General features: G+C 69.6%; 20 protein-coding genes. 5 read left to right on the top strand and 15 right to left on the bottom strand.

All coding sequences use genetic code 11. The annotated features are described in order from the left end of the window. Positions 1-26: 26 nt before the first annotated feature. From ACZK5N_RS13460 to cysK, 9 genes are all read right to left on the bottom strand, one after another. Positions 27-3,137 carry a GH36-type glycosyl hydrolase domain-containing protein gene (locus ACZK5N_RS13460; protein WP_463625122.1) on the bottom strand — a complete coding sequence of 1,037 codons (3,111 nt, stop codon included), beginning with the start codon at positions 3,135-3,137 and terminating at the stop codon, positions 27-29. A 5-nt stretch (positions 3,138-3,142) separates the two neighbouring features. Further along, entirely contained in the window at positions 3,143-5,059 is a 1,917-nt protein-coding gene (locus ACZK5N_RS13455) for a glycoside hydrolase family 3 protein (protein ID WP_459019104.1), read from the bottom strand. 2 nt (positions 5,060-5,061) lie between these two features. After that, a complete protein-coding gene (locus tag ACZK5N_RS13450) occupies positions 5,062-6,579 on the bottom strand; it encodes a glucoamylase family protein (RefSeq protein ID WP_459019105.1) in 1,518 nt (505 codons plus the stop codon). A gap of 31 nt (positions 6,580-6,610) precedes the next feature. Continuing rightward, positions 6,611-7,432, bottom strand: a complete 822-nt coding sequence (locus ACZK5N_RS13445; RefSeq protein WP_459019106.1) for a carbohydrate ABC transporter permease — start codon at positions 7,430-7,432, stop codon at positions 6,611-6,613. Beyond that, positions 7,432-8,355, bottom strand: a complete 924-nt coding sequence (locus ACZK5N_RS13440; RefSeq protein ID WP_459019107.1) for a carbohydrate ABC transporter permease — start codon at positions 8,353-8,355, stop codon at positions 7,432-7,434. Before ACZK5N_RS13440 ends, ACZK5N_RS13445 begins: the two co-directional genes overlap by 1 nt. A gap of 2 nt (positions 8,356-8,357) precedes the next feature. Further along, positions 8,358-9,635: a sugar ABC transporter substrate-binding protein gene (locus ACZK5N_RS13435; RefSeq protein WP_459019108.1), complete on the bottom strand. Its 1,278-nt coding sequence runs from the start codon at positions 9,633-9,635 to the stop codon at positions 8,358-8,360. A 17-nt stretch (positions 9,636-9,652) separates the two neighbouring features. After that, positions 9,653-10,657 (bottom strand): LacI family DNA-binding transcriptional regulator, encoded by a 1,005-nt coding sequence (locus tag ACZK5N_RS13430; RefSeq protein WP_459019109.1) that lies wholly within the window; start codon positions 10,655-10,657, stop codon positions 9,653-9,655. A 142-nt stretch (positions 10,658-10,799) separates the two neighbouring features. Next, on the bottom strand, positions 10,800-11,633 hold the full coding sequence (locus ACZK5N_RS13425) for an NAD-dependent epimerase/dehydratase family protein (RefSeq protein ID WP_459019110.1): 834 nt from the start codon (positions 11,631-11,633) through the stop codon (positions 10,800-10,802). A 71-nt stretch (positions 11,634-11,704) separates the two neighbouring features. Then, the gene (cysK, locus tag ACZK5N_RS13420) at positions 11,705-12,634 is read right to left on the bottom strand and encodes a cysteine synthase A (RefSeq protein ID WP_459019111.1); all 930 of its coding nucleotides are present in this window, start codon (positions 12,632-12,634) and stop codon (positions 11,705-11,707) included. A gap of 83 nt (positions 12,635-12,717) precedes the next feature. Here cysK and guaA point away from each other — a divergent pair, with 83 nt between their 5' ends. Next, on the top strand, positions 12,718-14,271 hold the full coding sequence (gene guaA, locus ACZK5N_RS13415) for a glutamine-hydrolyzing GMP synthase (protein WP_459019112.1): 1,554 nt from the start codon (positions 12,718-12,720) through the stop codon (positions 14,269-14,271). A gap of 10 nt (positions 14,272-14,281) precedes the next feature. On the opposite strand, the gene ACZK5N_RS13410 is transcribed toward guaA, so the two are convergent. From ACZK5N_RS13410 to ACZK5N_RS13400, 3 genes are read right to left on the bottom strand one after another with little or no spacing between them, the layout of a single operon-like run. Next, complete coding sequence (locus ACZK5N_RS13410; RefSeq protein WP_459019113.1) at positions 14,282-14,554, bottom strand: PspC domain-containing protein; 273 nt, start codon at positions 14,552-14,554, stop codon at positions 14,282-14,284. After that, complete coding sequence (locus ACZK5N_RS13405) at positions 14,551-14,748, bottom strand: hypothetical protein (RefSeq protein ID WP_459019114.1); 198 nt, start codon at positions 14,746-14,748, stop codon at positions 14,551-14,553. The genes ACZK5N_RS13410 and ACZK5N_RS13405 overlap by 4 nt, the downstream gene beginning before the upstream one ends. Next, the gene (locus tag ACZK5N_RS13400) at positions 14,745-15,863 is read right to left on the bottom strand and encodes a PspC domain-containing protein (protein WP_459019115.1); all 1,119 of its coding nucleotides are present in this window, start codon (positions 15,861-15,863) and stop codon (positions 14,745-14,747) included. The genes ACZK5N_RS13405 and ACZK5N_RS13400 overlap by 4 nt, the downstream gene beginning before the upstream one ends. 136 nt (positions 15,864-15,999) lie before the next feature. On the opposite strand from ACZK5N_RS13400, the gene ACZK5N_RS13395 reads away from it, so the two are divergent. Continuing rightward, a complete protein-coding gene (locus ACZK5N_RS13395; protein ID WP_459019116.1) occupies positions 16,000-17,256 on the top strand; it encodes an ATP-binding protein in 1,257 nt (418 codons plus the stop codon). After that, complete coding sequence (locus ACZK5N_RS13390) at positions 17,253-17,909, top strand: response regulator (protein ID WP_459019117.1); 657 nt, start codon at positions 17,253-17,255, stop codon at positions 17,907-17,909. The genes ACZK5N_RS13395 and ACZK5N_RS13390 overlap by 4 nt, the downstream gene beginning before the upstream one ends. A 74-nt stretch (positions 17,910-17,983) precedes the next feature. Here ACZK5N_RS13390 and ACZK5N_RS13385 read toward each other — a convergent pair whose 3' ends face one another. Continuing rightward, a complete protein-coding gene (locus ACZK5N_RS13385) occupies positions 17,984-18,247 on the bottom strand; it encodes a GlsB/YeaQ/YmgE family stress response membrane protein (RefSeq protein WP_459019118.1) in 264 nt (87 codons plus the stop codon). 107 nt (positions 18,248-18,354) lie between these two features. On the opposite strand from ACZK5N_RS13385, the gene ACZK5N_RS13380 reads away from it, so the two are divergent. After that, positions 18,355-18,696 carry a hypothetical protein gene (locus ACZK5N_RS13380; RefSeq protein ID WP_459019119.1) on the top strand — a complete coding sequence of 114 codons (342 nt, stop codon included), beginning with the start codon at positions 18,355-18,357 and terminating at the stop codon, positions 18,694-18,696. Here ACZK5N_RS13380 and ACZK5N_RS13375 read toward each other — a convergent pair whose 3' ends face one another. After that, a complete protein-coding gene (locus ACZK5N_RS13375; RefSeq protein WP_459019120.1) occupies positions 18,697-19,929 on the bottom strand; it encodes a phospholipase D-like domain-containing protein in 1,233 nt (410 codons plus the stop codon). 59 nt (positions 19,930-19,988) lie between these two features. Between ACZK5N_RS13375 and pcrA the strand changes: the two genes are divergently transcribed. Further along, a complete protein-coding gene (pcrA, locus tag ACZK5N_RS13370) occupies positions 19,989-22,409 on the top strand; it encodes a DNA helicase PcrA (protein ID WP_459019121.1) in 2,421 nt (806 codons plus the stop codon). A 3-nt stretch (positions 22,410-22,412) separates the two neighbouring features. On the opposite strand, the gene ACZK5N_RS13365 is transcribed toward pcrA, so the two are convergent. Continuing rightward, a complete protein-coding gene (locus ACZK5N_RS13365) occupies positions 22,413-23,432 on the bottom strand; it encodes a M23 family metallopeptidase (RefSeq protein ID WP_459019122.1) in 1,020 nt (339 codons plus the stop codon). Between the last annotated feature and the right edge of the window lie 44 nt (positions 23,433-23,476).

Here is a 23,476-nt window from a genome sequence, read left to right as displayed (position 1 = left end):
GCGGGTGATCGTCGTCGGTGCTCCCATCAGGATCCCACCCCGACACGCAGGACGACCTCGTCACCGCCATCGACCAGGTCGCGCCATACGGCCGCCGGGATCCGCACGCCGCCCTTCCGGTACCTGCGCGGCACCGGCTCCGTCTCGACCGGTGCGCCGTCAACGAGCACCTCGCCGACGCCGTGCCCTGCGCCCGTGACGTCATACTCCACCCAGAGGCGGTGCCCGCCGAACGGCACCCTCGCCTCGTAGCGCCCCACGGGCAGCACCGGGTCGATCTCCACGCCGTCGCGCCCCATCCGCAACCCGAGGAACCCCTCGGTGACCAGCCGGAGGACGAGCCCCGGCCCGGATGAGTAGACGCGCCAGCCGCCCTCGAAACCGAAGGACGGGTCGGACAGGGCGGCCGCGTTGGCCTCGGCGTCGGACCGGTCCCGGAACACCGCGTCGACGGAGGAGTAGTACGTGTTGGACTGCCGCGGCCGCGCTCCCGGCACCGCCGCGCTCAGCCCGTCGGGGATGATCAGATCGAGCGCCGACCACGCCCGGTCGGCGAGGCCGAGCCGCAGCAGCGCCTCCACCCAGCGGATGTGGGCGTGCATGTACATGAGCCCGATCTCGCGCCCCCAGAACGACGCCGCCTCGGCGCGCAGGAACGTGCGCGTCTCCCCGCCGTGGTAGTCCACCGGCCGGTCGAACAGGTAGATCCCCGTCGGCCCGTCCAGGTGCTCGTCGATGATCCGCAGGTGCTCGCGCACCTCGTCGGGGGTGAGCAGCTCGTCGCCGATCGCGTGGATCATCTGCAGGGACCCGTGGTGCAGCCCGGTGCGCGTATCGCGTGGGTGCACGAGCGGCTCGACGCCCTCCTCGGTGACCACCGCGTACCCGCAGAGTTCGCCGTCGATCAGGAGCGTCTCCCGGATGGCCCGCTCGGTGGCGGCGGCCACCGCGCGCAGGCGGGCGACGAGTTCGCGGTCGTCGCCCTCGATTCCATTGGCGAGCTTCGTGAGTGCCTTGACCTCGAGCTCCGCCGTCCAGGTGGAGACCATCTGCCTCGCCAGCCCGGGGTTCGCGGGCTGGAGGGAGTCGTTCCAGTCACCGTGGCCGTACGCGGGCAGCCGCGGGTCGGCGCTGCGCTCTGCCAGAATGTGTTCGACGGCGCGCCTCACGTGCTCGCGCACCTGACTCGGCGGCCGCAACGCGTCAGGTCCGACCCAGCCGACCGCCTCGTCGAGGATCCCGAGATCGCCGGTCTGCTCGAGGTAGTCGCCGAGCGCCAGCAGTGGCCAGTAGACGACGTCGCCGTGGCTCTCCCGATGGCCGGGGGCTCGGTCGGCGTCGAGGTAGAAGAACCACTGGGGCCAGTCGCCGTCGTCCTGCTGCCCGGCGAACACGGTCAGCAGCACCTCCCGCACGACGTCGAAGCGGTCGGCCGCGACAAGCAGCCCGACGGGGCCCTGGCAGACGTCGCGCGTGCCCCAGGCGCCACCGGTGAACTGCTCCAGCCCGCGGGGGGCCTGGTAGTGGACGAAAGCGTTGTGCATCAGCCACGGCAGGAAGGCGTCGAGGCGCCGGGCGGCGAGGTTCACGCCCACGATCCGCGGCGGCTCCGGTGGTTCGTGCCCGCCGCTCCCGGGCTCGCGGCCGAGCGGGACCGTCAGCTCGAAGCCGGTGGTCCCGGCATGTTCGACGGCCGGCCAGTCACCGGGGCGCGCGGCGCCGTCGGCGAACAGCGACGCCGACTCCCCGCCCAGCTCCGCGTCGCCGCTGGCGGAGATCAGCAGGTCGAGCGGGTCGCCGTCGACGTCGACCCTCACCGTCAGCGCCTCCAGGGTGAGCTCCGTCACGACACGGATGGTGCGCCCCTCGATCCGGTACCACCACCTGGCCGACGCCGCGTCGACGGCCCACGCGCTCGGCAGCCCGAGCAGCCGCCACCCCTCGTCGTCCCGGACGAACAGCCGCACGCCGTCGGACTGGAGCAGGCCCAGGTAGCTGCGCCGGATCGACAGCAGGGGCGCGCCCGAGGCGTTTCCGACGGTGAGCTGCGAGGCGAACGAGCCGTTCATCCACACGGTCACCGCGGCGTTCAGGTCCTGCGGCATCGGTCCGGCCGCGGCGCGGATGATGTGCCCGTGGGGGCGGAGCACCGCGATCTCCTTGGCGCGGGCCACGACGTGGGCGCCGTCGGCCGAGCTGTACGACCACACGACGCCACCGTCCCCGCGCTCCACGTTGCCCGCCTCGCCGGCCAGGCGCAGCAGCTCGACCTCGCCGAGCTCCTCGCCGTCGACGATCCTGGCCGGGCTGAACACGGTAGCCACGGCCACCTTCCCGTCACTGGCCTCCGGGGCGTGGTCCGTCCAACCCTCGCCCAGCAGCGGCCGCACCCGCACCGCGTCGGCGTCCGACGAGGCATCCGGATGGTCCGCCAGCACCACGCCGCGGAAACCGACGACGCCCGCCTCGCCGGGCCCGAGCCGCCACATCTCGGTCTGCAGGGCGGCCAGCGTGTGCTCGTGCTGCAACCGCTCGGAGGGGAGGTCCGCGGCGAGGTCGAGCCCCGACCCGGGGATCGCGGGCCGGAGTTGCAGGGCATCGGTGCACCAGCCGACCAACGGACGGGTCGCCCCGAGCGCCAGCCACGGATGCGCGTCGCCGGGCATGTTCTGCCGTACCGCGATGAGGCGACGATCGCCGTCAGCGATGGGCGCGAGGTCCAGGTACTGCGAGACGTAGAACTCGTTGCGGCGCAGCGCTTCCCAGGGCGTGAGGGCGACGTCGACCGTCCAGACCGCGTCGAGCTCGACGGGCGCCTCCCCGAGGTTGACGACGCGCAGCCCCCAGCCGAAGCGCCCACCGCCGGACGGCTGGTCCCACCACAGCTCCCACTCAATGTCGCGGCGCCGTCCCCGCAGCACCACGCCGGCGTCGGTGCGCGCGACGTCGGCGCCGCCTGCCGGCCCCGTGAGCCCCAGCGCCTCGTGGCCCCCGCCGTCACGCCAGCGCAGCCACACCTGGTGCGGCCCCGGTTCGAGCTCCGAGGCGGGGTACTGGATCAGGCTGAGCTCGCCGGCATCGAGCCGGGCCAGCGCGCCGGCCTCGGTGAACTGCGGTCGTATGGTCAGGTCGGGCACGGGGATCACCTCGGGGAATCGGGGTCGGCGGGCACGGCGGCGCGGTGGCCGGCCGGGAAGAGCGGGTCGGGGTCGCCCGCGACATCCGGCATGGAGGCGCGCACCGCGTCCATGGAGCGTGGGAACCCGATCGGGAGCCGGCCCTCCGGAGGCACCTGACCGGTGACGGCGTGCACCCATGCGGCGTCGCTCACGCCGAACGTGACGGTCAGCGCCGAGGCCACGTCCAGCAGCGGAGCGAGCACCGCGGGGCGGTCGGCCTTGACGTCGATGATGAGGGGGCAGGGCAGGCGGGCGAGGCGGTGCTTCAGCCCGGGCGGGAAGTCGAGGCTGCCCTGGTGGAACGAGGCCTCGAGGAAGAGGTCGTCGCGCGGCTCGAACGGGGCGTCGAGGCGGACGAGCGCCACGTCGGCGTCCTCCGGGCGGTCGACGACGATCAGGCCTCCGCTGATCGCCTCGGGATTGATGCCCTCCAGCCAGACGCGGGTGCCGGGGCGCAGGGGGAGGGTGGGCCTTGACGCTGCTTCGTCGTTCCTCAGGGAGCTGGAATCGGTCCTTCGAGAGGGGGCCTCTTCGCTCCTCACGGACCGTGCGGTCAGCACGACGACCGACCGCGCCTGCGTGCGGAACCCGAGCTCCATCGCCTCCGGCGTGCCGACCAGCCGGTCGGCCGCGTCCTCGTCGACGTACGGGTCGTCGAACAGTCCCAGCTGGAACTTCACGCGGAGCAGCCGCCGGGCTGACTCCTCCAGCCGGGAACGCGAGACGCGTCCCTCCTCGACGAGCGCGACCAGCAGGTCGACGCACTCCTCGCCGCCGAACTGGTCGATGCCCGCGTCGAGGAGCTTGACCATGCGCTGCTCGGGGTTCAGGTGCTCCACGCCCCAGGCGCGTGCGGGCAGCACCTGGTCGCCGACGAGGTTGTCGTTGACGAGCTCCCAGTCGCTCAGGATCACGCCCTGATAGCCGAGGCGCTCGCGCAGCAGGCCGGTGAGGATCTGCTTGTTGTAGCCGAAGCCCACCTCGGCGATCGGCCCCGTCCCGAGGTCGAGTCCCACGGGGCGCCCGTAGTACGGCATGATCGCCGCGGTCCGCGCCGCGATGGCGGCCCTGAAGGGCCGCAGGTGATCGTCGAACCGCCCGCCGGGGTACACCTGGTCGCGGCCGTAGGGGAAGTGGGCGTCCTCGCCGTCGGCCTGCGGCCCGGCGCCGGGGAAATGCTTGGTGGTGGCGCTCACCGACCCGGGCCCGAGCTCGTCGCCCTGCAGCCCGGCGACGGCGGCCTCGGTGAGGCGCGCGACGAGCGCGTGGTCATGCCCGAAGGTTTCCCGCTGGCGCGCCCAGCGGGGCTCGGTGGCGAGATCGGCCGTAGGGTGCAGCGCGGCGCGGATGCCGACGGCGACGTACTCGCGGCGCACGATGTCGGCGAACGTGAGGACCAGGCCGACGTCGCCCAGTGCGGCGAGCCCCATGGGGTCGGGCCACTGGGAGAAGAAGGTCGAGGCCCAGCTCGTGCCCGCGTTCTCGGCGGCACCGTGCCGGGGGTCGGTGGAGATGGTGACAGGGATGGAGTGCGGCGTCTCGCGCGCCAGCTCCTGCAGCCGGTTGGCCCAGGCCGCCGCGTTCCGTGCGCTCGCGAGGGCGTGCACGTTGAGGTGGTTCATCCGCTTCCCGACCACGACGTCCCGGCTCCCGGACTTGGAGATCCGGCCGGGGCCTTCGAGCAGCTGCCCGTCGGTCCCGGCCTCGATCACCGTGTGGAACATGAGCCCGGCCAGTTCCTCCGGCGACAGCCGGGGGAGCAGGTCGTCGACCCTTTCGGTGACGCTCAGCCGCGGGTCCTCGAAGGGGTCGAGGCGGCCGTTGTGGTTGAGGTCACGGAACGTGACGCCGTCGGAGGTGAGGAACTCGGCTCGCGTCATCGTCATTCGCCTGCGTTGAACTCCTCGAGGGCCAGTAGCGGGCGCAGCTGTTGCTCCACCTCGGCGGTGGCGAACCAGCGACGCAACCCGCCGTCGAGCAGCACGTTGCCGAGCGCGCCCATGATCATCGACTGGTCCAGCGACAGGTGGCGCCTCGCCACCTGGCCGCTGCGGACCGCGACGGCGTCGTAGAAACCGCCCGGGCCGTAGGCATCGAAGTCGGCCTGCAGGTTGCGCAGGTTCTGGGCCGCCTCGTCGCGCTCGTACATCATGCCGAGGAACGCGGCGTGCGGGGTGACGACCCCGTCGCCGTAGGTGGTCGGCGGGTTGTCCCAGCGGTAGTCGGTGCGCTCCTGGTCCGAGAAATAGCCCTCGGGGTTCATGCCGAGCGCGTCGACGCCGTACTCGCGGTAGCCGCCGGCCGGGTTCGACGATGGCGAGAAGCCCCAGTAGCCGTACTGGGCGTCGTCGAGGCCGTGTTCACGCTGCGCACGGACGTGCAGCGGGTGGTTGCGGCCCCAACTCCTGGGGCCCCACTCCGCCTCGGGGACGAAGATGTCCGGCATGAGCTCCTCGAACATCGAGCCCCCCCAGCCGGGCACCACCCGGAAGCCGCGATAGGTGTAGGCGCCCTCGTAGACGGGGAACCCCAGGTACTCGCGCCACTCCCCGACGGGCGGCATCTCCGGCCAGTCCCAGTCCGGGGGGAACGTCCGGAACGTGCCGAAGTACGCCACCGGCGGGATCTGGCCGCGGAAGATGCCCAGGTAGTTGACCATCCGCGCCTCGGACACCGCGGTGTCGTAGTGGTGCTGGACGTGGTACCAGAGGTCCGGGCCCTCGCCGATCGTCGGGGGCAGCAGGGCGGTGCCGGGCCGCTCGGGGTTCTCGATCCAGAAGCCGCCGTAGTTGGCGCCGGCCGGGGCCCGGAAGTCCTTGTCGTAGAAGATGTCCCAACGCATGGCGTTGAACAGCTCGAGCGCGACCTTCCGGTTGGACGGGTCGGCCTGGGCGACGACGTAGAGCGCGGCCCCCAGCCAGCCCATGTCCACGCTCGACACGAACGGCACCACGCGGTTGCCGTCCTCCGGCCAGACGCGCAGCACATCGCCGTTGGCCTCGTCGTACCAGTTGAAGTACATGCCGCTGGCGTCGTGGCGCTCCATGCGCTGCAGGGTGCGCAGGGTGCGGCTGATGATGGTGCGGGCCTCGCCGGGATTGATGATGCGCAGGTCGCGAGCGACGATCGTGCTCCACAGCAGGCCGCCGATGTTGGTCGGCGACGTGTAGCCGCTGCGATTGGCGAGGTCGCCGTCGATGTTGTCGGCCACGAGGCCCGTGTCGGGGTCGGTCATGGCGACGAGCGAGTGCCAGGTGTCGCGCGCCCAGGTGAGCAGGGTCCCGTCATGGTCGACGGGGCGGCCGAGGCCGGGATTGGCGAAGGCCTGGGATCCGACCGCCGCGAGGGCGCCGGCGCCGGCGGCGGTGCCGAGCAGAGTTCGTCGTTTCAGGTTGGTCATTTCAGTATTGCTCCTGTCGGAGTGTGGTGGGTCACTTGATTCCGGTGGTGGCGATGCCCTCGATGATGAATCGCTGGAAGAACAGGAAGACCAGCAGGATGGGCAGGACGACGACGCTTGCGCCGGCAAGTAGAAGCCCGTAGTCGGTCTGGTTCTGGCCGGTGGAGACCAGCGCGAGGGCGACGGGCAGCGTGTAGGTCTCTTCTGTCGAGGCGACCACGAGCGGCCAGAGGAAGTTGTTCCACGAGGCGAGGAACGTGAGGATCCCGAGCGTCGCCAGGGCAGGCCCGGCGAGGGGCAGGAACAGGCGGAAGAAGATCCCGAGCTCGCTGGCGCCGTCGAGGCGCCCGGCCTCGAGAATGTCCTTGGGCATGCCCAGGAAGAACTGCCGCATCAGGAACACCCCGAACGGGCCGACCAGGAACGGCAGGAACAGCGCGGGGATGGTGTTGCCCAGGCCCATGTTCACCACGAGCACGAACTGCGGGATGAAGGTGACGAGGCCGGGGATCATCAGCGTCCCGAGCACGGCGGCGAAGATGATCCGTTTGCCCGGGAAGTTCAGGTGCGCGAGCGCGTAGCCGAGCATCGAGCAGAAGATGATGTTGGATCCGGTGACCACGACGGCGACCACCGTGGAGTTGAAGAAGTAGCGGCCGAACGACAACCGGTCGAACAGACGCTCGAAGTTGTTGAGCGTCGGGGCGTCCGGCAGGAAGTTCGGGGGCACGCGCAGCAGTTCGCCCTGCGTCTTCAGGCTGCCGAGGATCATCCAGATGAACGGCATGATGACGATGACGAGCAGGATGCCCAGGATGATGTAGAGCACCCACATCGAGCGTGATCTGGTCATCACTTCTCCCTTGTCACTCGGAATTGGATGAGTGTGACGATGACGATCACGACGAACGTCAGGTACGCCATCGCGCCGGCGACGCCGTAGTTGCCGAACCCGAACTGCATGTAGGTGTACATCGACGCGGAGATCGTGCTGTTGAGCGGGCCTCCGTCGGTCATCACGAACGGCTCCTCGAAGAACTGCAGGTAGCCGATCGTGGTGGTGACCATGACGAACAGCAGGGTCGGGCGGAGGATCGGCAGCGTGATGAACCAGAACCGCTGCCAGGAGTTGGCGCCGTCGATGGCGGCGGCCTCGTGCAGGCTCCACGGCACGGCCTGCAGACCGGCGAGGAAGATGATCATGGCCGTGCCGAAGTTGCGCCAGGTGGCCATGATGATGAGCGACAGCAGCGAGGTGCGGGTGTCGCCCAGCCAGTTGGGGCCGTCGATCCCCACCCACCCGAGCACCGTGTTGACCAGCCCGCTGTCGGGCTGGAGCAGGAACCGCCACACGACGGCGACGGCGACGATGCTCGTGATCACGGGCGTGTAGAAGCCGACCCGGAAGAGACCGCGGAACTTCGTGATGCCCTTGTCCAGGGCCACCGCGAGCGCCAGGGCGACGCCGATGGTGAGCGGGACGCCGACGATGACGAAGACCGCCGTGTTCAGGACCGCCTTCTGGTAGACGGCGTCGCCCAGCGCGCGGGCGTAGTTCTCGAAGCCGACGAAGTTCACCGCGAACGGCGTCCTGATGTCGTTGATCCGGGTGTCGGTGAAGCTCATGAACATCGACTGCAGCACCGGCCACGCCGTGAACACCGAGAACAGGAGGACGAACGGCAGGGCGAGGATCATGCCGGCCCGGGCCTCGCTCGCGCTCCGTCGGGAGCGCTTGCGAGGCTTCAGGTCCGGGCTGGCGGCCACGGTGGACATGGTCAGCCCATACCGATGGAGGTGGCCTCCTGCTGCACCGCGGCCAGGGCTTCGGCTGGATCGGTACCGGTCTTGGTCACCTGCTCCACCTGCGCGTCGAACGAGTCCGCGATCTGCTCCCACGTCTGGATCGACGGCGGGGCGTAGGCGGTCTCGAGCTGCGTGCCGAACTTGGCGAGCTGCTCGTCCGCGGACAGTTCGTCGGAGTCCCATGCGGACTGCACCGACGGGAGGTCGGTGCTGAGCTTGAACCACTCCACCTGCGTCTGCTCCTGGGTCAGGAAGTCGACGAACTTCCACGCCGCGTCGCGGTTGTCCGTGTTCTTGAACACGGCGAGGTTGGAGCCGCCGATGAACGAGGCGCTCATCTCGGCCTCGGGCATCGTCATGACGTCGTACTTGTCGGCGAAGCCCTCGCCGCCGACGTCCTCCACGGCCGCCATCATCCAGGGCCCGGAAATGAACATCGGGACGGCGCCGGAGACGAAGTCGGACTCGGTGGTGCCCTCGGTGGGGGCATCGTTGGCGATGCCGTCGGTGAAGAAGGACTGGTAGTACGCCAGCGCCTCGGCGTTCTCCTCGGTGTCGAAGGTGAACTCGGTGCCGTCCTCGTTGGTGATCTGGCCGCCGTTGGACCAGATCAGGGGCAGTACGGTCTGCCAGGAGCCGGTGCCGCCGGGCTGCAGCGCGATGCCCCAGGTGGCGCCCGCGTCCTGCATCTTCTTCGCCATGTCCTTCAGGCCCTCCCAGTCGGTGGGGGGCTCGGTGATGCCGGCGGCCTCGGCGAGGTCGGTGCGGTAGTAGACGAGGCGGGTCTCGACGTACCACGGGACGGCGTAGGAGACGTCGTCGACGACGGTGGTCTCCTGCGCGCCCTCGAAGAACTTGCTGGCGTCGATGAGGTCAGGCGTGGGGTCGAGCGCGTCGAGGCCGACGAACTCGCCCATCCAGGTGGTGCCGACCTGCGCCACGTCGGGCGCGGTGCCGGCGGCGATGGAGGCGGTGAACTTGTCGTGGGCGGAGTCCCAGGGCACCGGCGTGACCCGGATGTCGACGTCGGGGTTCTCCTGCTTGAACATCTCCACCAGCTGTGGGAGCTTCTCGCCCTCCGCGCCCATGGCCCAGACGTCGAGGCTGCCCGTCGCGGCTCCTTCCGAAACCTCGGGGGCTTCCTCGCTGTCGACGGGGGTGCCGGTGTCGGCGTCGCGTCCACAGGCGCTCAGGCCGGCCACGGCCAGCAGCGCGGTGAGTGTCAGTGCGACACTGCTTCTGATCTTCATGGTCGTTCTCGTTTCCTCTAGTGGATGGGCAGGGGATTGCGCTTGGAGCAGCCACACGACGTGCGGTGCACCAGGGACGTGGGAAGGGCGGTGAGGTCCGGCACCGGTGTTCCCGACAGCAACTTCGTGAGGTGCTCGGCGGCGGTGGCGCCGAGTTCGGCGACGGGCTGGCGGACGGTGGTCAGCCCGGGGCGCAGGTAGCGGGAGACGCGGATGTCGTCCCAGCCGATCACGGAGACCGATCCGGGCACGTCGATGCCGCGCTCCTGCAGTTCGTACACCAGGGCGACGGCGATCTCGTCGTTGCCGCAGACGAGTGCGTCGTACGGCATGCCTGATGCGCTGAGCTCCTGGGCGAGCCGGTGGCCCGACTCCTCGTCGAGCTCGGTCTCGATGGCCGGGGGCACGGGGAGACCCGCTTCGGTGAGGGCCCGGGCGAAGCCGCGGTAGCGGGCAGCGATGTCGGAGCCGTGATCGATGGGCCCGATGAACGCGAAGCGCGTGCGTCCGAGCTCGACGAGGTGGCGGGTGAGCGCGGCCGCCGAGCCCTCGGACTCGGCGTAGATGGCCGGCAGGCCCAGGAGCTGGGTGCGTGCGACGGTGACCGTCGGCTTCCGCTTCGCGACCTCGGCGACGAGGTCGTCGGTGGCGGCGCTGCGGGCCATGAACGCCAGGCCGTCCACCTGCGCCGCGAGCCGGCGCACGGCCGGGCGCTGGTTCGCATCCGGGCCGACGAGGAGCAGGACCGCGGAGCAATCCAACTCGCTGGCGCGCCGCTCGAAGCCTACGGCCAGCTCGGCATAGTAGGTGCCTTTGACGTGGGGGAGGACCATGCCCAGTGAGCGCACCGACGTGCCCGCGAGGCTCTGCGCCGCGGCGCTCGGAAGGTAGTCCAACGACTCCGCCGCCTCCCGGACGCGCACCCGGGTGAGTTCCGAGATGCGGGGGTCGTCGCGGAGGGCGCGCGACACCGTCGAGATGGAGACGCCCGCCTCCTTGGCGACCTCATAGATCGTTGGCACCCGTCCTCCTCGTCGTATGCGCAAGCGCTTGCACAAACGACGTTACGCCTCGGTCAGGGTCATGCGCAAGCGCTTTACCAAACTGTTGTGAAAGGGGACGGTACCGAGAGGGGCCGCGGGCGTCGTCACCCGGGCCTGATGCTCAGCCCCGCACCTCGTCGCGCCAGGAGTGCCGCGGGGTGAACCCCATCTGGTCCTTGGCGGCGCGGTTGCTCAGCAGCGTGCCGTACTCGGAGACCGACTCCGGGACCTCCATCCCCGGATGGATCTGCTCCAGCGCCTCACGCGTGGGAACGTCCAGGATGGTGTCGTCCGCCGCGATGACGAACGCGTGTGCGCCCGACAGGCTGGCATGCAGGGCGTCCTCGCAGGACTGCGCCACGTCGCGCGCATCGATGTAGCCGAACAGGTTCCATCGCCGGGCCTCGGGGTCCTTGGCGAAGGCCGGCTGCTGCCGGTAGTCCTCGACGGTGAAGATGTTGGACAACCGCAGGCCGATGAACGGGATGCCGGCCCACCGCGACACCTGCTCGGCCATGGTCTCCGTCATCACCTTCGACAGCGAATAGGTGGAGTTGGGCAGCGGGTAGTGGTCCTCGTCGACGGGCACGTAGTTGACCTCGTCGAACGGGAGCCCCAGCGTGGTCTCGCTGGAGGCGTAGACGACGCGCTTGAGTCCGAGCTTCCACGCGGCGATGAACACGTTGTTGTTCATCAGCGTGTTGGCGTTGAGAGTGTGCGAATCGGTGTGGATCCAGTCTGCCGGGATGTTGGCGAGGTGGATCACGGCGTCCGCCCCCGCGAGCACGTCCATGGCCTCGCCGAACTGCGTGAGGTCCGCGCGGTAGAACTTCCCGGTGTACCACTCGGGCCGGGCGGCGACGTCGGTGCCGACGATCTCGTGGTTGGTGGCGACGAAGTGGCGGAGGGTGGCCTGGCCGGCTTTGCCCGAGGCCCCGGTGATGACGATACGCATGACCATCAGTCTAGGACGGCCGATGCCGCAGGGGGCGCCCCGTGGAGGGTGCCCCCTGCGGCATCGTCAGGTCACTTCTCCAGCAGGCCCTCGAACAGGACGGTGGACAGGTAGCGCTCGCCGAACGACGGGATGATCACCACGATCGTCTTGCCGGCGCTCTCCGGCCTCGCCGCGACCTCGATGGCCGCGGACAGCGCGGCGCCGGACGACAGGCCCACGAGGAGGCCCTCCTCCTGGGCGGCGCGGCGCGCGAACTCGACGGCCTGGTCGATGTTGCGGGGGAGCACCTCGTCGATGACGGAGCGGTCCAGGATCTCGGGCACGAAGTTGGCGCCGATGCCCTGGATCTTGTGCGGGCCGGGCTGGCCACCCGACAGGATGGGTGACTCCTGCGGCTCCACGGCCACGATCTTCACCTCGGGCTTGCGCTCCTTGAGCACCTGGCCGACGCCGGTGATGGTGCCTCCGGTGCCGACGCCCGCCACCACGATGTCGACGGTGCCGTCGGTGTCGTTCCAGATCTCCTCGGCGGTGGTGGTGCGGTGGATCTCGACGTTGGCGGGGTTCGCGAACTGACGCGCGAGCACCCCGCCACGCTCCGCCGCGATCTCCTCAGCCTTCTCGACGGCGCCGCGCATGCCCTGCGGGCCGGGGGTCAGCACCAGCTCGGCGCCGTAGGCCCTGAGCAGCGCGCGGCGTTCGAGGGACATCGTCTCCGGCATGGTCAACACCACCTTGTAGCCGCGGGCCGCGCCCACCATCGCCAGCGCGATGCCGGTGTTGCCCGAGGTGCCCTCGACGATGGTGCCGCCGGGCTGCAGCTGGCCGGAGGCCTCGGCCGCGTCGATGATGGAGACGCCGATGCGGTCCTTGACCGAGTTGGCCGGGTTGTAGAACTCCAGCTTGGCCAGGACGGTCGCGTTGTCGCCGGCGATGCGGTTGAGCTTCACGAGGGGCGTGCGCCCGATGAGGGCCGTCACGTCAGGGTAAATGTTCATGTCGTCGCCAACCTGTCCCCGGTCCGGGTTATTCCCGGGACGGCGAAACTGATCGGCGGCGACGAGGCAATAGACTCGGGCGCATGACTGCCCAGCACGAGAAGGTTCTCGTCGTCGACTTCGGTGCCCAGTACGCGCAGCTCATTGCGCGCCGCGTCCGCGAAGCCTCCGTCTACTCCGAGATCGTCAGCTCCGCGCTCGACGCCGACGCCATCCTGGCCCGGCGCCCCGCCGCGATCATCCTGTCCGGCGGCCCGTCGTCGGTCTACGAGGAGGGCGCGCCGCAGCTCGACGCCCGGCTCCTCGAGGCCGGCATCCCGGTGCTGGGAATCTGTTACGGGTTCCAGGTGATGGCGCAGGCGCTCGGCGGCACCGTCGCCAAGACGGGGCAGCGCGAGTACGGCCGCACGTCGCTGTCGATCCACGACGGCGGCTGCCTCCTCGGAAGCCTGCCGAACACGCTCAACGTGTGGATGAGTCACGGGGACTCGGTCAGCCGCGCGCCCAAGGGCTTCCGGGTCCTCGCCCGCACCGCGGGCGCGCCGGTCGCGGCGTTCGAGGATCTCACCCGCAAGCTGGCCGGCGTGCAGTGGCACCCCGAGGTCATGCATTCGCAGTGGGGCCAGCAGGTGCTGGAGCACTTCCTGTTCAACATCGCCGGCCTCACCCCGGACTGGACCGCCGAGAACATGGTGACCGAGGCCATCGACGCCGTCCGCGCCACGGTGGGGGACCGGCACGTCCTGTGCGCCCTGTCCGGGGGCGTGGACTCGGCTGTCGCGGCGGCGTTGGTCCAACAGGCCATCGGCTCACAGCTCACGTGCGTCTTCGTCGATCACGGGCTGCTGCGTGAGGGGGAGGCCACGCAGGTCAAGGAGGACTTCGTCGCGGCCACGGGTGTGGACCTCGTGGTGGCCGACGAGCGGGAGCGGTTCCTCGGCGCGCTCGCCGGCGTGACGGATCCGGAGGAGAAGCGCAAGATCATCGGTCGCGAGTTCATCCGCACCTTCGAGGCGACGGCACGGGAACTGGCCGGTGAGCGGGGGATCGACTTCCTCGTCCAGGGCACCCTGTACCCGGACGTGGTGGAGTCCGGTGGCGGCGAGGGCACCGCCAACATCAAGAGCCACCACAATGTCGGGGGTCTGCCCGACGACCTGCAGTTCACCCTGATCGAGCCGCTGCGCCAGATGTTCAAGGACGAGGTGCGCGCCGTGGGTGCGCAGCTCGGCCTTCCGGATGAGATGGTGTGGCGGCACCCGTTCCCGGGTCCCGGCCTGGCCATCCGCATCATCGGCGAGGTGACGGAGGAGCGGCTCACCATCCTCCGCCAGGCAGACGCGATCGCCCGCCACGAGCTGGCGGTGGCGAAGCTCGAGCGGGCGATCTGGCAGTTCCCGGTGGTCCTTCTGGCGGACGTCCGGTCCGTGGGTGTGCAGGGGGACGGCCGCACGTACGGCCATCCCATCGTCCTGCGCCCCGTGGTCTCAGACGACGCCATGACGGCGGACTGGGCACGGCTCCCCTATGAGGTGCTGGAGAAGATCTCCTCCCGGATCACCAACGAGTGCGCGCACATCAACCGCGTGGTGGTGGACATCACGAGCAAGCCGCCGGGCACCATCGAGTGGGAGTGAGCCACGCGGCTCAGATGTCGTACGGCGGCTGCTGAGGGTCGTTGGCCTTGCGGCTGTCCACCCAGGCGCGCGCCTTGTCGAAGCCCTCTTCGGCCAGCGAGCCACCCTCGTCGCGCGGCATGACGGCCCACAGGACGAGGTAGGCCAGGATGCCGCTGCCGCCGAAGACGGCGATGAGGACGAAGGCGATCCGGACGATGGTCACGTCAAGGTTGAGGTAGCGCGCGATGCCGGCGCAGACGCCGCCGATCATGGCGCCGGTACTGGGACGGGTGAGCTTCATGGAAGTTCCTTTCGGGAATTCGTGCGGCCGCGGGAGGAGAGGAGACCGATCGCGCCTGCGGCCACGAGGATGACGGCGAGGATCGGTTGGACAAAGGGCGCCGAGAGGCTCGGCGAGACGATCAGCACGACCCCGAAGCCGACGGCGGCGAGGCCGACGGCCAGGGCGGCCAGATCGAGCGGTGGACGGTTCATCGTGTCTCCTCCAGTGTGACGCGGGAGAGCAGGGCGTCAATGGTGACCGTGAGCTCCAGGGGTTCCGCGCCGGTGCCGTAGACGTTGACGTCACTGAGTAACTCCCCGGAGGTCACCGACAGCGGGCTCCCTGGCAGGAGCACCGTCAGGTCAGAGGCCGCCACCTCGATCCTGATGTGCTCCACACCGGACAGGTCGCTGTCGCGCAGGTCCACCACTCGCTCCTCGCCGATGGCTTCGATGACCATCACTGCCGAGTCGACGGGGGGGACGGCGGTGGGGGCGGCCGCACGCGGTGCGAGCCAACCGGCGGCCACCATCGCGACCACGAGCACCGCCAGTAGCGGGCGCGGCACCCTCCGCCGCCGGGTGGCCACGGCGTGCACGACCACCAGTGCGCCGGCCGCCGCGAGGGCGAGGCCCAGCGCCAGACGGGGGCTACCGAGGAGGACTGCCACGAGGGCACCGGTGGCGATCAGCACCGTGAGGATCCCGGCGCCGGCAAGCCACGCGGGCCTGGCGCGCGGCCCTGGGGCGTGCGCCGCCACGGGGGCGGGGGCATAGAGATCGACGACGGGAAGGAGTTCGGGTCCACGGCCCGCGCCGGCCGCAGCCTGCATCGTCGAACGCCAGTGGGCCACGAGGTCCTCGTCGGATGCGGCGACGGTCCCCTCCTGGCGTCGATCCGACGGCGTGGGCGGGGCCCAGCCGCCGCCGAGCCGGCCGCGCCGAGCCAGGACGAACAGGGCCATCAGGACCACGCCAGGACCCCAGGGCAGTGGCGTCACCTGGCTGATCAGGCTGACCGCGGCCAGCGAGGTGAGGATCACGACGGCCTTCTGGGCCATCGGGCTCCATCGGCCGAACGCGGGAAGCATGGAGTCGATGGGCCGGACTCCGGAGGATCCGCGTGAGAGGACAGTGCCCCACGCGTACAGCGCCACACCGAGGCCGCCGCTCAGCGCGAGCAGCGCGATGGCCACCCTGACCAGCACCACGTCGACGCCCATCCTGGCCGCGACCGCGCGGCAGAGGCCGGACCCGCCGCCGGCCTCCTGGCGCTGCAGCGCGCCGAGGCTCGGATCGAGCCAGCCGAGATCAAGTTCCGTGGACATGCCCCCAGTCTCCCGTGACCGCGGCCCGTCGGATATCGGGTGACCCCCTGAGGGACACCTGAGTTGTGGCTGCGGCAACCCTGGAAAGCATCCCTGGCGCTGGCCTGGTCCGCGCCCGCGTGTCAGGCTGGGGGACATGACAGAGCTGCCGGTCCCGATCGCGCCCGCGCGCGCGCCGCTGCGGCGGCAGGCCGAGGGCAAGGTCATCGCCGGCGTGGCCACCGGCCTGGCGGCCCACCTGGGCGTCAAGGTGTCGCATGTGCGGCTGGGCTTCCTCGTGATGGCGTTGTTCTCCGGCGCCGGGGTGCTCGCCTACGGGGCACTGTGGGTGCTGATGCCCCGGGGCGCGGCCGACGCGGAGCCGACGGGGCTGGCCGCAGCCAGCCGCAGCGGCATGCGCCCACAGCGGGCCGAGGACCTCGCGGCCGCGGACTCGGGCGTCCTCATCGCCGGCGGAATGCTCGTGGTGGGGCTGCTGTGGCTCTTCGTCTCCGGGGGAGTCATCCCCACGGGGCTGTTCTGGCCCATGGTGGTCGGTGGCGTCGGGGTCATCGTGATCTGGCTACAGGTGGATGAGAGGGTGGCGCCGCGGGAGCGGGGCGGGCGAATGGGCCTCTGGACCCGCGTCACGCGCGGAGGTGGGGCCATGAGCGTGGTCAGGCTCGTGGGCGGCCTGGCGCTGGTGGGGGCCGGCACGAGTTGGATCCTCGCCACACAGGTCGGGCTGTCCCAGCTCCCCGGCGTTCTGGGCGCCTCCGGCGTGCTGCTGGCTGGGCTGCTCGTGGTGGCGGCGCCGTGGCTGTATCAGCAGCGCAACCGCCTCCGCCAGGCGGACGCGGAGCGTCTGCGCGCGGAGGCGCGCGCGGACATGGCGGCCCACCTGCACGATTCGGTCCTCCAGACGTTGGCCCTCATCCAGCGGCAGGCCGACGACGCCGCCACTGTGGCTGGTCTGGCCCGGCGGCAGGAGCGGGAGCTGCGCACGTGGCTGTACGGGGAGTCGACGAGGGCCTCGTCGCTGCGGTCGGCCCTGCGGGACCTGGTGGCCGAGGTGGAGGCGGACTTCGCCGTCGACGTGGAACTCGTGTGTGTGGGCGACGCCGAGGTCGACGACCGCGTGGAGGCGCTGATCCTCGCAGTCGGGGAGGCGGTGACCAATGCCGCCAAGCATTCCGGCGCGCCGCGGGTGGACGTCTACGCCGAGGTGGACGCGGGAGGCGTCGAGGTGTTCGTCCGTGACCGCGGCATGGGATTCGACGTCGGTGCGGTTCCTGAGGACCGGAGGGGCGTGCGAGAATCGATCCGGGCCCGCATGGAGCGCTACGGGGGTAGCGCCACCGTCCGTTCCGGGCCGGGGCAGGGCACAGAGGTGAAGATGGAGATCGGGGTATGAGCCAGGACCGCGCAGGTCTCCTGCGGGTGGTGATCGTCGACGACCACGCCATGTTCCGCGCAGGGGTGCGCCACGAGATCGGCCAGCACTGCGAGGTGGTGGGTGAGGGTGAGGACGTGGGCACGGCTGTCGCGGCCATCGTGGGGACGGAGCCGGATGTGGTGCTCCTCGACGTGCACCTTCCCGGTGGCGGCGGCGCCGAGGTGATCAGGCAGGTGCTTCCGCTGAAGCCTCAGGTCAAGTTCCTGGCGCTGTCGGTCTCGGACGCCGCGCAGGACGTCATAGGCGTGATCCGGGCCGGGGCCAGGGGCTATGTGACCAAGTCCATCTCCTCGGACGAACTCCTCGAGGGGATGGCGCGGGTCGCGGCCGGGGATGCCGTGTTCTCGCCGCGGCTCGCCGGATTCGTGCTGGATGCCTTTTCAGGAGCGGTCGATGTGTCCAGCATCGACGAGGAGCTCGACAGGCTGAGCCTCAGGGAACGCGAGGTGATGAAGCTGATCGCCCGTGGCTACTCCTACAAGGAGGTGGCCCGGGAGCTGTTCATCTCGATCAAGACGGTTGAGACGCACGTGTCGTCCGTGTTGCGCAAACTGCAATTGTCCAATCGGCATCAATTGACTAAATGGGCCACCGATCGTCATCTGATCTGAGAGTGGGAAAACGAAAGGGCGGTACCGGAACTCCGGTACCGCCCTTTCGGACAGTGCGTTTCGTGCTACGAGGCTCAGACCTTGTTCTTGGTGACGAAACCGTAGATGACGAGAATGAGGAGCGCGCCCAGGACGGAGAAGATCAGGCCCGACACGGAGAAGATCTCCGAGTACGAGACGTTGAAGATCAGGCCTCCGAGGAAACCGCCCAGGAGGGCGCCGGCGATGCCGAGCAGGATGGTGACGACCCACCCTCCGCCCTGGCGTCCAGGCAGGATCGCCTTAGCGATGGCCCCGCCGATAAGACCGATGACGATGTATGCGATGATTGTTCCCATATGTCCAGCATGCCCTATGTAGGGGGCTATGGACAACCCGGCACGCCGTGTCGTGCGCGCAGTGCGCCATTTTCGGCTGACCCTGGGAGTGGCGCTAGCCTCACCACATGGACATTCTTCGAGATCTGCTGCTCCTCCTACACTTCGTCGGATTCGCCGCATTGTTCGGCGGTGCATTCGTGCAGATCAAGGGCCCCGGCCGCTCGGTGAACGCGGCCATGGTGCACGGCGTGCTCACCCAACTGGTCACCGGGCTGCTGCTCGTCGGGATAGCGGAGATGGGTGACGCTGACGTCAACCAGGTGAAGGTGGGCATCAAGCTGGCCGTCGTCGTGGTCATCGCGGCGCTCGTGTTCGTGAACCGCCGGAAGCGGGCCCTGTCCGACGCCCAGTTCTGGGGCATCTTCGGGCTCACGTTCGTCAACGCGGCCGTCGCGGTATTCGTCTGATCAGAACAGCGGACGCCACGGGCTGAGGAACAGTTCCGTGGCCTTCGCGACGAGGGACCGCTCGCTCCAGCGCTGTTCGCTCACCTCGATGCAGTTGGACTCGTCGGTGAGGAACACCTCCTCCATGTAGGCGGCCACCGCCTCGTCGGTGATCTCCACGTTGACCTCGTAGTTGCCCAACAGGCTGAGCCGGTCGAGGTTCGCGGTGCCGATCGTCGACCACTGGCCGTCGATGGTGGCGGTCTTGGAGTGCACCATGGCGCCCTGGTACAGGAACAGGCGGATCCCCGAGTGCAACAGTTCTGTGTAGAAGCCTCGGGACAACCAGTCCGCCACCACGTGGTTGGAGCGTGCCGGCACGATGATGCGCACGTCCACCCCGCGCCGCACCGCGTCGCGCAGCGCGCCCACCAGGTCGTCGTCGGGGATGAGGTAGGCGTGGGTCAGCCAGATGTGATGGCTCGCACGGTCGATCGCCTCGAGATACATGTTGCGGATCGGGTAGACCTGGATGCGTGGGGTGTTGCGGTGCACGCGGAAGGTTGGCTCCCACTCCCGCTGGGGGTTGTCCTCGATCCGGTCGCGCACCTTGCTGGGGTGCATGTTCCAGAAGTCGATGAACGCGTTCTCCAACTCGGCCACCCCCTCGCCGACGACCCGCGCGTGGGTGTCGCGCCAACCCGTCGCGTACAGGGAGCCGATGTTGTAGCCCCCGATGAAGCCGACCCTGCCGTCGACGGTGAGCAGCTTGCGGTGGTCGCGGCCCCAGCTCCGCGGCGACCACGGCTGGGGGAACGCCGGATGCGGCATCGTGTTGACAGTGTCCGGGATCGCCCGGTAGAAGCTGCGCGGCACGACGAGGTTCGCGAACTCGTCCCAGACCGCGTGCACTCGCACACCACGACGGGCCGCCCGCGCGAGCGCATCGCGGAAGCGCACGCCCTCGGCATCGCCCTTCCAGATGAACGTCTCGAAGTAGATGTGATCCTCGGCCACGTCGATGGCCTCGATCATCGCGTCGTAGACGTGTTCGCCGTAGGTGTAGACCGTGATCTCGTCGCCGTCGACGTGGATGGGCTCGGGCTTCGTGATGGGGAACTTACGCAGCCTGCGCTTCTTCTTCCGCAGTGATTCCACGAGGGTCAGGGCCACCATGGAGAGGATCTGGAGCAGCAGCACGGCCGTGGTGAGGCGGCCGAGGATGGCCCGGCCCCGTGCGAAAGAGTCACGCATGCGCGTCAGCATATCGGCGTGGGGTGGCCGCAGTGCGGACGGTAGTCTTGGCCCCCGACATGAGTGACTCACTGTTTCCCGACCTGTTCGCCGCGTTCCAGCCGGACGAATCGCCGCGCGCGCGCTCCGACGAGGCGCGTCCCGAGCGTCGCGCGTCGGCCCGGACGGTGACCGAGGAACACCTGCTGGAGGGGCTCAACCCGCCTCAGCGGGAGGCGGTGCTGCACGCGGGCTCACCTGTCCTCGTGGTGGCCGGCGCAGGGTCGGGCAAGACCAGGGTGTTGACGCGGCGCATCGCCCATCTGGTGTCTCAGCGAGACGTCCATCCCGGCGCCATCCTGGCGATCACCTTCACCAACAAGGCGGCGGCAGAGATGCGCGAACGTGTGGTGGATCTGGTGGGCAACCGGGCAAAACTGATGTGGGTCTCCACCTTCCACTCGGCCTGCGTCCGGATCCTGCGCCAGGAGATCGACCGCTTCGGGATCACCAAGAGCTTCTCGATCTACGACGACACGGACTCCAAGCGGCTGATGTCGCTGGTATGCCGGGACCAGGAGATCGACCCCAAGCGCTACCCCGTGCGTGCGGTGATGAACGCCGTGAGCACCTTCAAGAACGAACTCATCGATTTCGAGCGCGCGGCGCGGGAGGCGGTCTCCCCGCCGCAGAAGGTGTATGCGGCCGCCTACGCCGATTACCAGTCGCGCCTCGTGGCCGCCAATGCCCTGGACTTTGACGACCTGATCATGACGGCCGTGCACCTGTTCCAGGCGTTCCCGGACGTGCGCGAGAAGTACCGCCGCAGGTTCCGGCACGTCCTGGTCGACGAGTACCAGGACACCAACCATGCGCAGTACGCGCTGGTGCGGGAGCTGTGCGCCGGCGACGTCGGGGGGGTCCTGGCCGGCTCGCCCCTGGTGGAGCCCGCAGAGTTGATGGTGGTGGGGGACTCGGATCAGTCCATCTACGCGTTCCGTGGCGCCACCATCCGCAACATCCTGGACTTCGAGCACGACTTCCCGGGCGCCCGCACCGTGGTGCTGGACCAGAACTACCGTTCCACGCAGAACGTCCTGACGGCCGCCAATGCCGTGATCTCCCGCAACGAGGGCCGCCGGGAGAAGCAGCTCTGGTCCACCCTGGGTGAAGGTGAACTGGTGGTGGGCTGGGTGGCCGACAGCGAGACCGACGAGGCGCAGTTCGTCGCGGACGAGATCGACAGGCTGAGCGACGCGGGTCTCTCCCAGTACGGCGACACGGCGATCTTCTACCGCACCAACGCGCAGTCCCGCGCGTTCGAGGAGGTGTTCATCCGCGTCGGCATGCCGTACAAGGTGGTGGGGGGCGTGCGCTTCTACGAGCGTCGCGAGATCCGCGACGCCATCTCCTACCTGAGGGCACTGGTGAACCCGGCCGACGACGTGTCCGTGCGGCGGATCCTCAACGTGCCCAGGCGCGGCATCGGTGACCGTGCGGTGGCCGCCGTCGGGACGCTGGCGACGGGGGAGCGGATCGGCTTCTTCGACGCCCTGCAGCGGGCGGCCGAGGCGCCGGGCCTCGCCTCGCGCTCAGTGAAGCAGATCCAGAGTTTCGTGGACCTCATGAACCTGCATAGGGCCATGGTGGCCCAGGGCAGACCGGCCGACGAGGTGCTCACGTCGATCCTCAAGGAGTCCGGTTACCTGCCCGAACTGGAGGCGTCCACGGACCCGCAGGACACCACGCGCATCGAGAACCTCATCGAGCTGGTGTCCGTGGCGGCCGAATTCGTCGCGGCGGCCAACACCATCGACCTGGACGACGACGCCGTCGAGTCCGGTCTCGTGGCAGGCATGCCGGAGCCGGACGACTCGCTGCCCGCCTTCCTGGAGCGCATCGCGCTGGTGGCGGACTCGGACCAGGTGCCGGACCACGAGGACGGCAAGGGTGTGGTCACGCTGATGACGCTGCACACCGCCAAGGGCCTGGAGTTCGACACGGTGTTCCTCACGGGCATGGAGGAGGGCATGTTCCCCCACATGAGGGCGTTGACCGACCCGTCCGAGTTGGAGGAGGAGCGGCGCCTGGCCTACGTGGGCATCACCCGGGCGAGGAAGAGGCTCTATCTGAGCCGCTCGCAGGTGCGCGTCATCTTCGGCTCTCCGCAGTACAACCCGCCGTCGCGGTTCTTCGACGAGGTCCCCGCTCACGTGCTCGACTGGCGTCGGACCGCCGCCGCGACCACGACGTGGGCGAGCTCGGCCGCCACGCGCAACCGTCAGACGACGGCGTCGATGCAGAGCTTCGGCTCGGGCAGTGGGGCAGTGCGGACCGTCATGAGCGTGGCCGCCGACGACCGGGTGCTGCACGCCAGCTTCGGCCTGGGCACCGTGATCGCCGTGCACGGCGCAGGGGAGGCCACCAAGGTGGACGTGGACTTCGGTTCCGCCGGGACGAAGAGGCTCAGCCTCAAGCACGCCCCGATGGAGAAGCTGTAGGCCTCAGCCGACGCCGAGGGAGCGCAGGAAGCTCATCGGGTTGGAGGCCGAGTACACGTCTCCGGGGGTCACGCCCGGCTTGTAGTACTCGAGGTGCAGGTGCGCGCCGAACGAGCGGCCCGTGGTGCCTACGTAGCCGATGAGCTGGCCGGGACGCACGGTCTGGCCAGCTCTCACAGCCTTCCGGCTCATGTGGGCGTACAGGGTGGAGCCACCGTTGCTGTGCTGGATGACGACGTTGATGCCCGCCCAGCCGCCGGCGGTGGGGCTGAGCACGACACCGGAGGCGACGGCGTAGATGGGGGTACCGACGGGGGCCGGGAAGTCCTGGCCGGTGTGGTAGCGCGACCAGCTTCCGGTGGCGCCGAAGCCGGCCCCGACGCGGTAGTTGGACTTGACGGGCATCGAGCCGCCCTTGCTGGTCAGGTTCGTCACGTCCTCCGACGTGAGCTTTGCCTTGGCGGCTCCAGCAGCCGCTGCGGCTGCGGCGGCCTTCTTGGCCTCCTCCAGGCGGCGGGCGGCCTCTTCGGCTTCCTTCTTGAGCTTGGCGCTCTGGGCGGCGACCAGCTGCATGTCCTCATCCATGAGGCGCTGGCGCTCTGTCGAGTTGGTCATCCACTCGGCCTGGGTGGCGGACTCGACAGAGGCGCCGAGCTGAGCTGCGCGCGCCTTGGCGTTCTCGTCGGCGACGGCTTCGCTGAGGTTGGAGCGGACGGCTGAGCGGCTGACCTCCTGCGAGCGGTCGGCGAACCCCATCGCGGCTGCCGAGGCGGCCGCGGCCGGTACTGCAGCATCCATGGACTCGCCGGCGGCGTCGACGTCCCCGCCGCGCGAGGTGAAGGCGAAGGCGAACAGCGCGCCCACGGACAGGGTTGCGGCGACGCCCAGCGCGACGATGCGCCGGCTGAAGGCGAAGCTGCGGGGGGAGGTGGAGCGACGGGCGGGGTGGGCATCGATCTCGACGACGTCGTCGATGAGTTCTGCCGCGCGGCGGGCGTGTGCCGCTGTGGTGTCGTCGTTCACCTGGCTCCTCGTGCCTGAATTGCTCCCCTGAAGGCTTCCGAGTC

This window comes from Tessaracoccus pujii (assembly GCF_055326215.1).
This window is presented reverse-complemented; position numbering and strand designations above follow the sequence as displayed.

Excerpts from the sequence above, each read along its gene's own strand:
- ACZK5N_RS13455 (WP_459019104.1), bottom strand. The coding sequence starts at position 5,059 with ATGACGCGAGCCGAGTTCCTCACCTCCGACGGCGTCACGTTCCGTGAC.
- ACZK5N_RS13450 (WP_459019105.1), bottom strand. The coding sequence starts at position 6,579 with ATGACCAACCTGAAACGACGAACTCTGCTCGGCACCGCCGCCGGCGCC.
- ACZK5N_RS13380 (WP_459019119.1), top strand. The coding sequence starts at position 18,355 with ATGGACATTCTTCGAGATCTGCTGCTCCTCCTACACTTCGTCGGATTC.
- ACZK5N_RS13405 (WP_459019114.1), bottom strand. The coding sequence starts at position 14,748 with ATGAACCGTCCACCGCTCGATCTGGCCGCCCTGGCCGTCGGCCTCGCC.
- ACZK5N_RS13385 (WP_459019118.1), bottom strand. The coding sequence starts at position 18,247 with ATGGGAACAATCATCGCATACATCGTCATCGGTCTTATCGGCGGGGCC.
- pcrA (WP_459019121.1), top strand. The coding sequence starts at position 19,989 with ATGAGTGACTCACTGTTTCCCGACCTGTTCGCCGCGTTCCAGCCGGAC.
- guaA (WP_459019112.1), top strand. The coding sequence starts at position 12,718 with ATGACTGCCCAGCACGAGAAGGTTCTCGTCGTCGACTTCGGTGCCCAG.
- ACZK5N_RS13435 (WP_459019108.1), bottom strand. The coding sequence starts at position 9,635 with ATGAAGATCAGAAGCAGTGTCGCACTGACACTCACCGCGCTGCTGGCC.
- ACZK5N_RS13425 (WP_459019110.1), bottom strand. The coding sequence starts at position 11,633 with ATGCGTATCGTCATCACCGGGGCCTCGGGCAAAGCCGGCCAGGCCACC.
- ACZK5N_RS13410 (WP_459019113.1), bottom strand. The coding sequence starts at position 14,554 with ATGAAGCTCACCCGTCCCAGTACCGGCGCCATGATCGGCGGCGTCTGC.
- ACZK5N_RS13440 (WP_459019107.1), bottom strand. The coding sequence starts at position 8,355 with ATGTCCACCGTGGCCGCCAGCCCGGACCTGAAGCCTCGCAAGCGCTCC.
- ACZK5N_RS13390 (WP_459019117.1), top strand. The coding sequence starts at position 17,253 with ATGAGCCAGGACCGCGCAGGTCTCCTGCGGGTGGTGATCGTCGACGAC.
- ACZK5N_RS13400 (WP_459019115.1), bottom strand. The coding sequence starts at position 15,863 with ATGTCCACGGAACTTGATCTCGGCTGGCTCGATCCGAGCCTCGGCGCG.
- ACZK5N_RS13395 (WP_459019116.1), top strand. The coding sequence starts at position 16,000 with ATGACAGAGCTGCCGGTCCCGATCGCGCCCGCGCGCGCGCCGCTGCGG.
- ACZK5N_RS13445 (WP_459019106.1), bottom strand. The coding sequence starts at position 7,432 with ATGACCAGATCACGCTCGATGTGGGTGCTCTACATCATCCTGGGCATC.
- cysK (WP_459019111.1), bottom strand. The coding sequence starts at position 12,634 with ATGAACATTTACCCTGACGTGACGGCCCTCATCGGGCGCACGCCCCTC.
- ACZK5N_RS13375 (WP_459019120.1), bottom strand. The coding sequence starts at position 19,929 with ATGCGTGACTCTTTCGCACGGGGCCGGGCCATCCTCGGCCGCCTCACC.